The sequence below is a fragment of the Methanotorris formicicus Mc-S-70 genome (assembly GCF_000243455.1).
GTDB lineage: Archaea > AGJL01 > Methanococci > Methanococcales > Methanococcaceae > Methanotorris > Methanotorris formicicus.
The window spans coordinates 13,618-28,043 of record NZ_AGJL01000024.1 but is presented as its reverse complement, the minus strand read 5'-3'; the positions used below and the strand labels follow the sequence as shown (position 1 = coordinate 28,043).

At 35.4% G+C, this 14,426-nt stretch carries 11 protein-coding genes and 1 pseudogene; 2 read left to right on the top strand and 10 right to left on the bottom strand.

Annotated features, from left to right (window positions below):
* A pseudogene (locus METFODRAFT_RS11950) lies at positions 1-295 on the top strand (IS481 family transposase); the annotation flags it as partial.
* A 106-nt stretch (positions 296-401) separates the two neighbouring features.
* On the opposite strand, the gene METFODRAFT_RS05330 reads toward METFODRAFT_RS11950, so the two are convergent.
* Positions 402-1,322, bottom strand: a complete 921-nt coding sequence (locus tag METFODRAFT_RS05330) for an aldolase (protein WP_007044531.1) — start codon at positions 1,320-1,322, stop codon at positions 402-404.
* 136 nt (positions 1,323-1,458) lie between these two features.
* Between METFODRAFT_RS05330 and glgP the strand changes: the two genes are divergently transcribed.
* Positions 1,459-3,018 carry an alpha-glucan family phosphorylase gene (gene glgP / locus METFODRAFT_RS05325; RefSeq protein WP_007044530.1) on the top strand — a complete coding sequence of 520 codons (1,560 nt, stop codon included), beginning with the start codon at positions 1,459-1,461 and terminating at the stop codon, positions 3,016-3,018.
* A 4-nt stretch (positions 3,019-3,022) separates the two neighbouring features.
* Here glgP and METFODRAFT_RS05320 read toward each other — a convergent pair whose 3' ends face one another.
* From METFODRAFT_RS05320 to mcrB, 9 genes are all read right to left on the bottom strand, one after another.
* Complete coding sequence (locus tag METFODRAFT_RS05320; protein ID WP_007044529.1) at positions 3,023-4,864, bottom strand: aldehyde ferredoxin oxidoreductase C-terminal domain-containing protein; 1,842 nt, start codon at positions 4,862-4,864, stop codon at positions 3,023-3,025.
* A gap of 16 nt (positions 4,865-4,880) precedes the next feature.
* Entirely contained in the window at positions 4,881-6,101 is a 1,221-nt protein-coding gene (locus METFODRAFT_RS05315) for a glycoside hydrolase family 57 protein (RefSeq protein WP_007044528.1), read from the bottom strand.
* Positions 6,102-6,117: 16 nt separating this feature from the next.
* Positions 6,118-7,980, bottom strand: coding sequence for a glycoside hydrolase family 15 protein (locus METFODRAFT_RS05310; RefSeq protein WP_007044527.1), 1,863 nt, complete (start codon positions 7,978-7,980; stop codon positions 6,118-6,120).
* 26 nt (positions 7,981-8,006) lie between these two features.
* On the bottom strand, positions 8,007-8,219 hold the full coding sequence (locus METFODRAFT_RS05305; RefSeq protein ID WP_048115618.1) for a winged helix-turn-helix domain-containing protein: 213 nt from the start codon (positions 8,217-8,219) through the stop codon (positions 8,007-8,009).
* Positions 8,220-8,389: 170 nt separating this feature from the next.
* Positions 8,390-9,688 (bottom strand): pyridoxal phosphate-dependent aminotransferase, encoded by a 1,299-nt coding sequence (locus METFODRAFT_RS05300; protein ID WP_007044525.1) that lies wholly within the window; start codon positions 9,686-9,688, stop codon positions 8,390-8,392.
* A gap of 270 nt (positions 9,689-9,958) precedes the next feature.
* A complete protein-coding gene (gene mcrA, locus METFODRAFT_RS05295; protein WP_048115624.1) occupies positions 9,959-11,614 on the bottom strand; it encodes a coenzyme-B sulfoethylthiotransferase subunit alpha in 1,656 nt (551 codons plus the stop codon).
* Positions 11,615-11,616: 2 nt separating this feature from the next.
* Entirely contained in the window at positions 11,617-12,411 is a 795-nt protein-coding gene (gene mcrG / locus METFODRAFT_RS05290; protein ID WP_007044523.1) for a coenzyme-B sulfoethylthiotransferase subunit gamma, read from the bottom strand.
* Positions 12,412-12,912 carry a methyl-coenzyme M reductase operon protein D gene (gene mcrD, locus METFODRAFT_RS05285; RefSeq protein ID WP_007044522.1) on the bottom strand — a complete coding sequence of 167 codons (501 nt, stop codon included), beginning with the start codon at positions 12,910-12,912 and terminating at the stop codon, positions 12,412-12,414.
* 46 nt (positions 12,913-12,958) lie between these two features.
* Entirely contained in the window at positions 12,959-14,293 is a 1,335-nt protein-coding gene (mcrB, locus tag METFODRAFT_RS05280; protein ID WP_007044521.1) for a coenzyme-B sulfoethylthiotransferase subunit beta, read from the bottom strand.
* Positions 14,294-14,426: the final 133 nt, after the last annotated feature.

The window sequence follows — 14,426 nt, the reverse complement described above, 5'->3', positions numbered from 1 at the left end:
ATATTAACCGATAATGGAACTCAATTCGTTCCTGCGAGAGGAGGGGTATCTAAATTCCAGAAGTTTCTACTGGAAAATCGGATTTTGCATATAAGAACCTCTTTAGACATCCCAAACAATAGGAAAAGTTAAAAGGATAAATAGAAAGGTGGAGTATCGATTATATATGTTCAATAGTTTAGAAGAGTTCGTAGATTGGTATAATCGAGTAAAACCACATCGTTCTCTTAATTTTAAGACGCCTTATGAAGTTTATTATGGTGTAGAGTGTGATAAGAAGGTGATTAGCGTATGAAAAATTATGGTGAAATAATTTCAGAATACAACATATTTATTTTTTAGTAGAATTTATTTATTAATTTGAATTAATTAATTATTTGGCAAAAAAGAAAAATTAAGGATTATCCCCTATAGATCTTTAAAGCCTCTTCAACGGTTTTGTTTTCAACTGTAATTGCGTAAATGGCATTGCACATCCTTACTGCTTCATCAAAAGGTTTTTGATGAATATTCCTTCCTGTTGCATTCCCTGCAGCACCGCTAATGTGTATTTGCTCATACAACCTCTGCAAAAATGCCTTAACATCCACACTTGGTCCTCCAGCACATAACACTTTTGTTCTTCCTGCTGCTAATACCGCCTCTTTAAACGCCTCCCCTGCATTTTCACACTCTGGATAATTTACCTTAACAAAATCTGCCCCTAAGCATGCTGCAACTCCCGCCGCCCCTGCTATCAAATGAGGGTCTTTTTCATTCTTAACTGCTTTACCTCTTGGATAGGACCAAATAATTGCTATCAAACCATGCTTATGAGCCTCATATACAATTCTCGAAGCCTCAGCAAACATGATGTCCTCATATTCACTACCAGGATAGATTGTATATCCCACTCCCAATATATTAAGGCCTGAATTGTTCTGAAACTCTACAACATCCTTTACATCTACCAAAGATCTACTTATTGGGTCTCTTTGGGATGTTTTAACCAGGTTGGTTTTTGAATTTATTTTAACAACATACGGTACTTTCCTATAATCCATTCCATATCTCGCTATCAATCCTAATTGGGTGGCAAATGCCCCAATTTTTGCTTTACTGGCAATTCTAAAGAGATGTTCAGGGTCAGCGTCATCTTTTGCTATTCCCTCCCCATAGAAGTCATCGTTTAGATGTTCCATCTTCTGATCTCCAGCAAACAACATTACCCTACCAGTATTTTTTGTAAGTTCTAAGTAATTCTCTATGTACTTTTTTCTTGCAGATTCTGGAACATCGAGTGGCACTATTACATCTTTTTTACTTATTTTATTTTTTCCCATAATACCCCACATTTAAATTATTTTAAATCTAAATTTTATAAAAATTGTATATCATTATTTTAAACTGCAAAATATATATATTTATGCAAAAATAAAAAATAAAAAATTATAAAAATATCACTTGGGGTTGAACTGCATGAAATCGACTGCTTATTTTTGCATGGAATTTGCCATAGATCAGCCATTAAAAACATACGCTGGGGGGCTGGGATTTTTAGCAGGTTCTCATTTTAGAACCGCTAAAAGATTAAATATGCCTTTGGTTGGGGTTTCCATACTTTGGAGTTATGGATATTACGACCAAGTTAGAGATATGGAAGGAAGGATGAAAGTAGAGTACGTAAGAAAATATTATGATTTTTTGACAGATATTGACTTAAAAGTCCCAGTGACTATAAATGGAGCCACTGTCTGGGTTAAAGTCTACAAACTTGAAGAAGATGTTTTTGGTACTTGCCCAATATATTTTTTAACAACAGACATTCCTGAAAATGACTACCTCTCAAGGACAATATCCCATCATTTATACGATAGTAATAACTTAACACACATTGCCCAAGAAATAGTCCTTGGAATTGGGGGGTATAAGGTTATTAAGGAATGTGAAAATGTCAAATTATTCCACCTAAATGAGCCTCATGGGTTACCACTTGCATTTAAAATGCTTGAAGATTATGGTTTGGATTATGTTAGGGAGCATTTGGTTTTCACAACCCACACACCAATGCCTGAAGGCAATGAAACACAGGATGTAAATTTACTCAAAAACATGGGATTTTTCGGCAATGTGGATATCAAAATTGCTGAAAAATTAGGGGGGAATCCATTTAATCTAACCGTTGCAGCATTAAGAATGTCTAAAAGAGCAAATGCAGTTTCTAAACAACATAAAAAAACTGTAGAACAAATGTGGAGTTGGGTAAAAGACAAATGTGAAATCATCAGTATCACAAACGCTCAAGATAGGTATTATTGGCAGGACAAGATTATAAAAGAATCTGCGGAAAATTACGACTATGATAAATTGAGAGAGAGAAAAATGGAATTGAAAAAAATGCTTTTTGAGGAAGTTGCAGACCAGACAGGAAAAATTTTTGATCCAAATATAATGACCGTTGTGTGGGCAAGGAGATTTGTGGAGTATAAGAGACCTTATTTGCCGTTGTATGATGAAAAAAGATTAAGAAAGTTGTTAGAAAGTAACAAGATGCAAATAATTTGGGCTGGAAAACCACATCCAAACGATTCACAAGGACAGATGACCTTTAACTGGATAGTATCAAAAACAAGGGAAATGAAAAATGCCGCCATACTCACTGGATATGAGTTAAAGTTGAGTAAGTTGCTAAAGATGGGCTCTGATATTTGGTTAAATACACCAAGAAAACCTTGTGAAGCCTCAGGAACATCTGGAATGACGGCATCGATGAACGGCTCAATACACATGAGTACATTGGATGGCTGGCATGTAGAATGGGTTGAGATGTATCCAGATGACAGTTTTACTATTGGTGATGGAATAAATATTAACGATGCCTATGAAGCGGATTGTATGTATAGGGAATTGGAAAAGGCATCTAAGATGTATGATACCGATGCTTGGTGGGAAAAGGTTGCAAACTGTGTCAACCACATTGTTGAATACTTTGACGCAGAGAGGATGGTAAAGGAGTACGCTGAAAAAATATACAAATAAAAATTTATTTCCAATCTATTCCAAGAAGTTCACTGTATCTGTCCAACACTCTTTTTATATACTCTTTAAGTTTTTTCTCTCTATCTTTTTCAAATTCCTTTGCCCATTTTTCATTCTCAAACTCACGAGATCCATAAATTATCAAATCTTTAACCCTTTCACTTTCAAGTGTAGGATAGCCCAATTTTTTATCATACTCGTAAATATCTTTAATTAATTCATCTATTGCAGATTTTAAATCGATACTGCAAACTTCCTTTAAAAGTTTATCAACAATCGGGGATATCCATTTCCTCTGAAACCTACAAATTCCAAGATTTTCTAAGGTAATCTCTTCAATAATCCTCTCTACACTACGCTCAGCAAGTTCTTCTGGTTCTAAGAATACTCCTGATTCATAGTAGGTTAGATACTTACCCTGTATAAGATATGGCATAAAGTTTCCAATTGCCCAATACATGGTTGGAGATATCTCTCCATTTTCCCCAAATGGAACATAAACAGCATAGTCGTTGAATTTTTTGTCCTTTATTCTATCCTTAAATTTCTCATTGAATATTTTGGATGCCTTTCTTTTTCCAAGGGATAGGATTTTTCCAATCTCATTTTTATTATATGCTACGATATTGGCCAATTTTACAGCCTGCTCTGCATTGTGGTTTGAGTTTTTTAATATTTCCTCATCATCTTTAAATCTATCTACATCAAAAATCACCTTTTCTATACCAACCTCCTCTGGTTTTAACAAACCAACATCTAAAAGTTCAAAAACCCATGCACAAAGGTTTCCAAACTCTATGGCATCAAATCCTAAGGAATCTACTGTATGAACAACCTTATCCGCGGCATAGATATCAAATACTCCAATCAAAGGTCCATTGGACTCATAAGGTTCATAATCTGCCTTTAAACCCCTCCTATACTTTTTGCATAAAACTGGGCATGGTTCTCCACAATTAGTCCATTTCCTTGGTTCTATTGATTCTCTGTTGAATCTATTTACAATGAATTCTAAGATCTTTCTAAGAAACATAACCCTATCTTCCCTACTTATGTATGGTGTTCTCCAATTGAATATTGGGGTTAAGTCCCTTATTATATAGTAGTTGTTTCCAAGTGTTCCCCCTGTTTTTGTTTCTTCATGATATCTGTATTTTTTTGTATTTTCAAGTATAACCTTTGAATATGGTTTTTTGTAATGCTCCTCAACAATGTGCTTTAAATTCTTCTCCTTTTTTGGTTTTCCATAGAATACAACGCCCAATATGTTATGTGCCCTATAGAGAACAGAACCTCCACCTCCCCTCGCTGCCCAATCCTCTGAACCCTCTATAAATTTCCCATTTCTTACAGTTTGGGAGAAAATTGCCCCCATATTTGTTTTAATAGCTGCAGGACCTACAACAAATGCCCTAAAATTCTTTTCTTTGAATAAATCCAATATATATTCACTTAATTCATATACGCTATTGAAATTCTCCTTAACTTCTAAAAAGTCTATTTTTAAGGAATCTTCTTCCCCATTCAATACTAACAAACTTGGATTTTCACATTTTCCTATCATAGCAACGTTATTTAACCCCGTATCCTTAAAAACGTATCCTGCCCCTCCCATAGCGGAAAAATAGAATCCATCCCAGAGTGGAGATCTAAATGAAAATATCAATCTATGTCCCCCAACAACTGGTAAAACTCCCCTACCAAAGCAAAATACGTTTTTTTCATCATATACATCATATTTCCATGTTTCAAACTTTTTATGCCAATATATCCCCCAATTTAATGGTAGGAACTCCTTTTCAATGATCTCATATTTTTTGTTGGATGCGTCTATTAAAACATTCATGATGTCCCCTCCATATTCAAGGAAGATAAGTATAACCATTCAATTTTTGATTTGTAACGATGTAACTTTCAAAATCATATAAAATGTTTAGATAGGATGCATAGGCATCAAATGGAGTTTCAAAATGACTAAAGTAGGAATGCACATCCATATCACTGAAACCTTTTGTACACATGTAGTAGAAGTTGTCACTTGTTTGTAGAATTTTGTATATTTTATATATCTCTTCAAAATTTTTTATGGATTCTTTATGTTCTTTTATGTATTTTCCAATCTCCTTTAACTTTTCAAATGAAATTTTCTGCATTCTATTCCCAAGCCATGCACTTACGTCTCTTTCAGTGTCTGCCCAAGAAATCGTTGAAAATTCAAAAACATCAATTTTTCCCTTTGGTTTGCATTTTTTTAGTATTTCTGATGGTGTTGCAAACTGCAAATGCTCATATTTCTCAATTTCTTGGGGAAGATGTTTTAGGAACTCAAATATACCTGTTTCTCTCCATTGATGCTCCCCAAAGGTTTCGTAATCCATATAAATATTTATGCAATCCCCTGGAGTTCTTGAAAGCCATGATGCATATTTATCTGCCGTTAATGGATACTCCTCCCAATCTTGGCAAGAGAATCTAAACCCAATATCATCACTTAGTCTATAATTCCTTAAAAGAACTTTTAATCCACAAAGTGCATCATAAACATAATTTGGCGACCTCCACTCAAGAACCCTCTCAGTACCCTCTGTGAATATGCCATCAAAACCCAATTCTTTGATAGTCTCTGCTATTTTGTTGTGATAGATTAGTTCTGTGTTCCTAAATACTCTCACCTTATATCCAAAAAGTTCTTTAATGGTTTTTTTATGTAATTTTATTTCTTCTATAAATTCCTCATGATTTTCAAAAAGACTTGAGAGGGAGTGGTAATAGGTCTCTCCGATTAGTTCTACGTTTCCTGTTTTCACCAAATCTTTGAAAAGGTCTAAAACTTCATCATTAAATGCCATAGATTGCTCTAAAAACACCCCTGTTATGCTATATGATATCTTGATGTCATAGTTGTCTATCAAATCCAATATTATTCTATTTGCTGGTATGTAGCATTTGTTGGCGACTCTATTGAAGATCTCCCTGTTTAATTCATCATCAACATATCTCTCCCACAAATCTTCACTATCTTTTTTCATATCTTTTTTTAACCTGCGGGGTTGGTGCACTTCAAAGTTAAAAGAAACTAACATGGTATCACTTTTTTTGTTATGGTATTAAGATGTCATAATCACTATGAATAGCCATTATAACCATAGCATGTGACCAGCCAAGAGGAATTGCAGATACTGGAATCCCTAAATCTTTATGGACTTGTTCTGGAAACATACCATTGAATTGATGCTTTAAAACCCATTTAAGTAAGTTGTTGCATTTTTTGTTGTAGTTATCTATTGTAGATTTTTGGAATTTCCCCTTTTTTGATAACACATCAACTAACTTTTTATAATACATATAAAGCCACAATGTGGTTATTATCCAAGGATTTCCTCCAAAGTATATATCCTCAGGATACCTACCAATGCCACCAATTTTGTAGTTAAAGGCTTTTTCAATCTGATTTGCAGTCGATATCATTCTTGGGTCATCAACTGGCACAAGTCCATATGGAAAACTTAACCCCAAGATGCTCGTATCTATGGATTCATCCAATGGTTTTATTGATTTTGCAAATCTCCCTTCATCTTTTAAGTAGAGGTTATTTACCACATCTTTAAGAAAATCCATACTCTTTTTCCAATGTTGTATTTCTTCTTCTTTGTCAAGTTCTTTTCCAATCAAATAACCTGATTTCAGACCCCCATATATTGCTCCAAGTGTATATGCAAAAACCCCAAACTTTTCCTCCCATAAGTCATAGCATGGTATTAATTTGTTAGCAACTTTACTCAAATAATCCCCTGCTCTTTTTACCATTTCCCAATTTCTTCTTAAAAAATGTCCGTCCCCAGTTATTCTATAATGCACAAGAAGTGCCCAAATGGTTGTACCCACCTGGTCTATTTGGATCGCTGTGAATCTTGGATATCCTTCCACATAGTAATTTTGAACCCAGGAACCGTCACTGTTTTGTGTTGTCTTGCACCACTCAAAGTACTTTTCACTCATTTCATGTTGCCCACACAAATCCAAGGCAACTGCCATATATCCTGCATCCCTACACCAGACATACCTATAATCAGGATATAATGAAGGAGAAGCAATTATACCTCCTTTGTAATCACAAAGAAGTAGTAAGGTTAATAGGGATCTTTTGCATATTTCTATATATTTCTTGTATTCCTCCACCTTTAAAATTCCCCACTTATTTATCATACGGTCTATTCTACTTTTCCAAAAGTTTCTTGTGAGGTTGTATAGGTCTTTGAGATTGTTTTTTGCCATGTGTAAGGTGTCCATTAGGTTTAAGATTTTGTTATAGTCGCCATCATACTTTTCAGGGAGTATAAGCACTGAGAGTGTATATTTTTGGTCAGGTTTAATTTTAAATTCCCAGGAAAGAGCACTATCTGTAATTAATCCTGTGGCAGAGTTCTGTTCTTTCAACATACCATTTTCGATATCCCTCAAAGCACTACTCTCAGAGTATTTAATTCCGCATTGGTAGGATGTTATTTCCCTGTCACTCCCTATACAAAAAACATAATTTTTGTCGTATTTGATTAGGCAGTTTTTTTCTTTGACAAATTTTACAGTGTTTTTACTTGGTGCCTCACCTATCCTCAGATTTTCATAAAAAAATAATTTTACATCCTTTTCTGAATTGGTTTTATTTATTATAGAAAGATGTTTAACAATAAGGTTGTGGGATATGGACACGCAATCCTTGGAGTATATTAAGAAGTCGTCATTTTCATAGGTTGTTTTTAGTATGTTGGTATCTTTTAGATAACTTTGACTAACATCCCAACTATAATCCCAGTGCCATTTTATTTGGTTGTTATAGTATAGGGCAAATGAGGTATCAAGAACATGTGTTTCATACCCCAAATGTGGAAAAAATGCATATTCTATAGACCCCAAATCATTAACCTTCGCCAATAGATTCCCATTCCCAATAATGCCTGACATAATATCACATCAAAAATTTATAAACTTCATTTTAAACGTATAGTCCATTTTCCACTGTCTTTTATCACAACGATCTTGTCTTCCCTGGCTAACCATCCAATAGCCATAATAACTAAGTTTGTGTTGCATCCCTCCCTCCTAAGGATCTTGGTTAAGTTACTCAGGCTTTTCTCCCCATCTTCTAAGAGATGATATACTTTTCCAGCAGTTTCTCCAATTTTAGCCCACATGTCTTCCATGTCTATCACCCAATTTAACAGAAATAAGTTAATATTATTTATCTAATATTCCAAATATTTAATGTTTTTCCCATAATTTGATGAAGTATGAGAATAGCGAAATTTCTATTTTTAAAAAATTTGTTAAGGATTGCATTAATATTAAAAAAGGTATTTTAAATTTAGTAGATTTAAATATTCAAATACTCATCAATTTTCTCTGAAATTGTTCCATATATCCAATTGAATTTATCTTCATCCTTCTCTAAGAGTGTAATTCTAAATCCTTTCAAATCTGAGCAGAAGGATGTTAAAGGAACAACACAGATTCCAGTTGATGCCAATAGGTAGTAAACAAACCTCTTATCGTAAGGAACATCCTTAACAAGATCCTCTACAAATACCCTCAATTTTTCATTTTCAATATGTAACTTCTGGTTTTCATTTAAATACTCATTCTTAAACACAACACTCATGTAGAATGCCCCATTTGTTCTATTGGCAATAATTCCATCAATACTCTTTAATTTGTTGTATGCAATGTTTGATGCCTTTTCATAGAATGCATTCCTCTCCTTTAGGTATTTCTTATATTCTTTGTGTGATAGGATTCTTGGTATTGCCTTTTGTGGTAATGTGGTAGAGCAAACCTCAACCATCTTTGCCTTACAAATACTTCCAACATATTTTTTAAATATTGGGTCCCTATCAGCATTATAAACTTCCATCCAACCACATCTTGCCCCAGGCCATGGGATTTCTTTTGATATTCCTTTTAATGATATCCCACAAACATCATCAATAACCTCGGATAATAAGGCGGTTTTTTTACCATTATATACAAGGTTGCAGTAAATCTCATCAGATATAACAAATAATTCATACTCATTTGCAATATCAACAATTTCATCCAAAACCTTCTTTGGATAAACAGCCCCTGTTGGGTTATCTGGATTAATGACTAAAATCCCTGCTATGGATGGATTGTATTTTACCTTATTCCTTAAATCATCTAAATCAGGATACCAGTTGTTTTCTGGGTCTAAGTAGTAGGTTATTGGTGGACATCCAGCGTGTGCCCCCTCTGCTGAAGAATGCGTTGAATATGCAGGGGAAGGGCCGATAACTCTTGCTTCTTTCCTTAACAACCCATAAATTTTTGCTATCGCATCCCCTAAACCATTAAAAAATATGATGTCCTCTGCGGTTATTTGGGCACCATTCCTTTTGTTTGTTAATTCCGCCAAAAATTCCCTTGTTTCTAAGAGTCCTTTTGTTGGACAGTATGCATAGGAACTGTCATCCATTGCGAGTTCTGCAACAATTTCCTTAATCCATAATGGGATTTTTTCCCCTTTTGCTACCGGATCTCCAATATTTTCCCAAGTGATCCCTATTCCAAACTCCTCTATTTTCTTTGCTGTGTTTACGATTTCTCTAATTTCATAGGTCAGTTCATCAGCACCCACATGTACTATGTTATTTCTCATAATACCTCTCCTAAATAGAGTTCTATTTTAGTGTAAATTAGTCCACCTTTAAATTGGATATTTCAACAAATATATAAACTTTTCTATTTGCAAATTAAAAATAGAACTCTATTTAATTTTAAAAATTAATCATGGTGTAACTTAATAAAATTAAAAATTTGAAGTATTGGTAATTCACTTTAAAATAAAAACTCAAAACATAAACCAATAATTTAGCCTTTAAATGAACATCAAACAGTAATATGCAATTAAAAATAAAAAAAGAATTAATTAATGGGCAGGGATAATTAAATCCCTCTCTCCCGCTGGCTCAAATTCCCTCAATGCTCCTTTTGCTATGCATTTTCTTGGCCATTTAAAGTCAAAGACAAGGTGCTTATCTGCAAACGCTATCTTAATTATTGGGTTGAAGCAGAAGGCATCTCCTCTCGCTGCGTGTGGTGCCTGAGCAATTCCTGCATATTCTGGTTGGTGACCGACGTTCATTGCATAGTTTGGATAGTTAGGTCCTCTTGCCTCATGCAATAAACCTTCGTCACTTCTAATGGACAATGAGTTCGCTGCCCCACACTGGTCTTGCAAATCATATCCATAGAATCCTAATCTACTGTGGTATTCTTTGTGGAGAATTTGGCTCAAATACCATCCATTAATCCCAGCGTTTGAGTTTCCTGTTGCAAATGCAACTGAACATCCTGCTGCAGCAGCAACAACCCCTGCTCTTTGGGAACCTCCGAAGTGATCTTCTAATAATGCAGGGTATTCATCATACTGCTCCAAACCATACAAAGTTACTTCTGTTGCAATATTCCTTACAACATCCATTGTTGGTTTTGTTCCACATAAACCATACTTCTTCTCAACATAATCCATACCATAGTATACAAAATCATCTAAGATATCGTCTGTATATGTTGCACTTGCATATTGGGTAAATCCTACCCCTCCTGACATATAACTTCCTAACCAAACTTGGTCGTAGAATGTTGCTGCTGCTCCAATAACCTCTAAGGTTATCTCTGCTGGGTCTTCACTCACCCTTGAAGTTTGGATGATATCTGCAAATATACCAAATGGAACTCCACCAGGTTCATTTGGACCCCTTGCCCTTCTTGCAGGTAATAAAGCACCCATTCCAATAACATCTGCGTGCTTTGCAGCGTAGGAGAAGTCAGCAATTGCTGCCTCCCCAGCACAGAGTTTGTATGCTGTAATGAAACTCATCCCAATCTGCATTGCAGACCATCTTGAAACTGTTGCCCCATCACAGCATCTAACAACGAGTGTTGGAACCCTACTTACTTGGTATGTCCTATTTCCAATGTATCTCTTTAACATCTCTGCCTGTTCTTCTGGAAACTCTTTGTTTATGTCAATTAAGAATCTTTTATCAATCTCATCTGCTAACTCATCATTTCCAGTGAATATCTTTGCATAACAGTCCCAAACTAAACCTGGGTGAACCTCAACCATGTGCTCTTGGACAACTGCCCCTCCAGGCAAAGCGTGGTTGATGGTCTCCATGTATTCGTTTATTGTTTCTGGTGTAACCTCAACCCCTAACCTCTTCTCTAAAACTGTGTGTGCTGTATCCATACCAACGATAACGGTCCTTTTAATGTCATCAACAAGTTGCTGAATTGCGGCGTTGTTGCAGAAGTGTAAATCATCTCCCTCTACATAGGCATCTGTTCCAGATATTTTGTAGGTCATCAATTTTCTCTGTCCCAATGGAACCCCAATATCTGGGTTGAATCCAGGAATACCTCTTTTTTCTGCTATCTTCAATCCCCATTCATAAAATTCCCTCTTTCTTGCTGACTGTTTCCATCCTCCAAAGCAGTAGAATTTTGTATACTTCTCCTTTGGATCCTCCTCAAACTTTTCTTTTAATGCCTTTAAGAATAATTTTTTTTCTGCCTCCATCATTATTCACCTAATCTCTTTTTTAAGTCCTTCTTAAATACATTCAACCCAAATCCACCCTCAGTTCTTGCAACGTGAATTGTCTCAACAACCTCCAATGCCTCCTTATCTTCCCTCATTCCAATATTGTCCTTTCTGTAAATTGTGGTTATTTTTGCCAAATATTCTTGTGGAAGAGGTTCTCCAACATCTACTGGCTCATCCAATGGCCTTCCAACTTGTTCTTTTATATACAATACGTGTCCTGTCTTTTCATCGTAGATGTATCTTTGCAATCCATCAAACATCAAACCATTTTCATCCAATCTTAATGAGTGTCCGTGGACAGTCGCTCCTCTCATACCACAAGTTGCAGGGTCAAAAATCTCCGTTTCAATCAGCCATTTTGAAATCTGCTCTAAGTCAAGTTCCCTAATCTCAATAACCTGTCTTCCTGATAATGTTCCAGTATCAACCCCTCTGAACCTCCACATGTATGTTCTTGCTCTATCGTAAGGCTGGGCAGGAGCATTATACATTGAATCAGCAAATTGGATATATCTGACTCTAATACCTTCTTTTGCCCCTGGAATTGGTTCTACAATTTCTTTTATAACATCTTCCTCAAAGTCCATTTCATCTAAAGGTGGGTGGACAGTTTTGTAACTTTCCCCCGGGTTTCTATGACCTAAAACCCTAACCAAATCATCATCCGCAATCTCCCTCAACTTCTTTAACTCACAATTTGGATTCATGTGTTTTCTTCTATTCTCTGCTATTATCGTCTCTCCTGGATAAAATTGAGCCTTATAACTCATTTAATCACCCTTAATCATTTTAACTCCACTTGAAAGTTTTACATTGGGGTCGGCCATTCCAATCAATCGTGGGTCAATTTTACCTTCAAATCCTTCTCCATATTTTAAATAATCAGTAACTGTTGGTTTTACCTTTGTAAATGCTCCAACATATATATCGTATCCATAAGGGAAATGTTCTTTGCAAATTTTGTGTAATTTGTTCTCAACTTCCATCGCTTTTTCAAAAGGAACAGTTACAATAATTTCTCCAACCTTAACAGTTAATTCAACTTCTTCCCCTTTAATCTTGATAACTTTCCTATCTGGATGGTTTACTGGCATTCCCCTTGCAGGACCATAATAGGCATACTTTGGCAGAGATGGGCCGTGGACAATAACTCTAACGATATCATTGCCCAAATCATAGATGGCATTTAGGACTTTTTCAGAGGTTTCAGGTTTTAAGTATCTGTGTGGGAAGATTTTAATGTCAATAACTTTGATTTCTTTTTCTTCCATAAATTTCACCATTTTAAAAATTATAAGTTAGAATTTAGCAATTTCCTTAAATTTTGTCTTTAACTTCATTTGCCCCTATTGCAATGTGCTTCAATGGTTCTCTTAAATAATCAATAGCACTATAAACAGTTCCTACTAATGCAGAGGTTTTTTCAACAGAGAACATCTGTGTCCCTGCATCTAAACACATTGCAGCAGCAGCACATGGGATGGCAAACCCTTTACTGTGTCTTGTAACAACGTGGTTTCCGTGGAATGTCCCTGGTCCTCCTCCACCATAGATGGAGTGTGAGAAGAAACTAAATCCAACTCCAGTACCTTCTGTTCTACCAAAGTCAACACCTGGCAATCCTGTCTCAAACTCAAGGATATCGTTATAGTAAAGAACAGTTGAAGCAACTCCTTGTGCAGCCCTTGATGCTCCAATGTTTACCATAATTGCTGCTACAAGCCCTGCTGCTGCGTAGGCGTTCCACAATGCCCAATCTACTGGCTCATAAACAACGTATCCTGATGGCATTGTTTTTATTGGCTTAATTACCTTATCTTCTAAAGCCCTTTCAACAACTGATGCAATAACAGTTCCTACTGTTCCGTTCTTACCATTTTCTTTGACAAGTTCATAAACAAGATTATTTGCGTTCAACCCTTGGAATGCCAAACCAAGTAAATGCAATCTTTCAAATGCTCCTACTGCATCCCCTGTTTCAAACATTGCCGTCTGTTCTAAAATTGATGATAAAGCAACTGCATTTAGTGTCTTTTTTCTTGTAATTGCTACAACGTGGTTTGCCATAATATTTCTCAACCCATAGCCAAGACCTTCAAGCATAACTGGAGGTCCAAGTAATGCTGCAATATTTGCCCCGTGGAAATCAACTGTCTGTGGATATCTTCCCAAAACCGCTGTTTTAACAACAGGGGCATCAAACATATCCACATCAAATGTATCAACTATTGCCTGAATTACTGCTGCTCCTGTAACTAAAGTAGATACTGTATAATCTGCAGCCATCTTTAATCTCTTTGAAGGGAGTTGGACAAGCATTTGATTTCCTTTGTTGATTAGTTTAATGTTTGTGTCATCACCTTCCTGAGTTTGAACTAATTTTTTTACTTTTTCTGCAATAATTTCAGCATTTTCTACAATTGGCAAATCAATTTCCCTTCCTGGACAAAAACATGCCTTACCTCCAACTGCTCCAGTTTTTAATGCATTCTGAATTCCAGAAAGGTTTACAGCAACAGACCTTTTAACATCGTTAATTATTTTCTCAATTGTCGGATTTATCATTGGACTTACCGCTTCCAATGGCACATTTTCTTCTAACAACTTACCCTTTTCATCATACAAATCTATTTTATCTTCATATATAGCCATAATAACACCTTAAATTTTATTATTAATTGTATATTTTAGAAAAATTCGTAATAAACGCATAATAACTTTTTGAGAATATTATGATTTTTGCTATATAAAATTTTTCATTTATTTTTAAATAGTAAACTAAAAA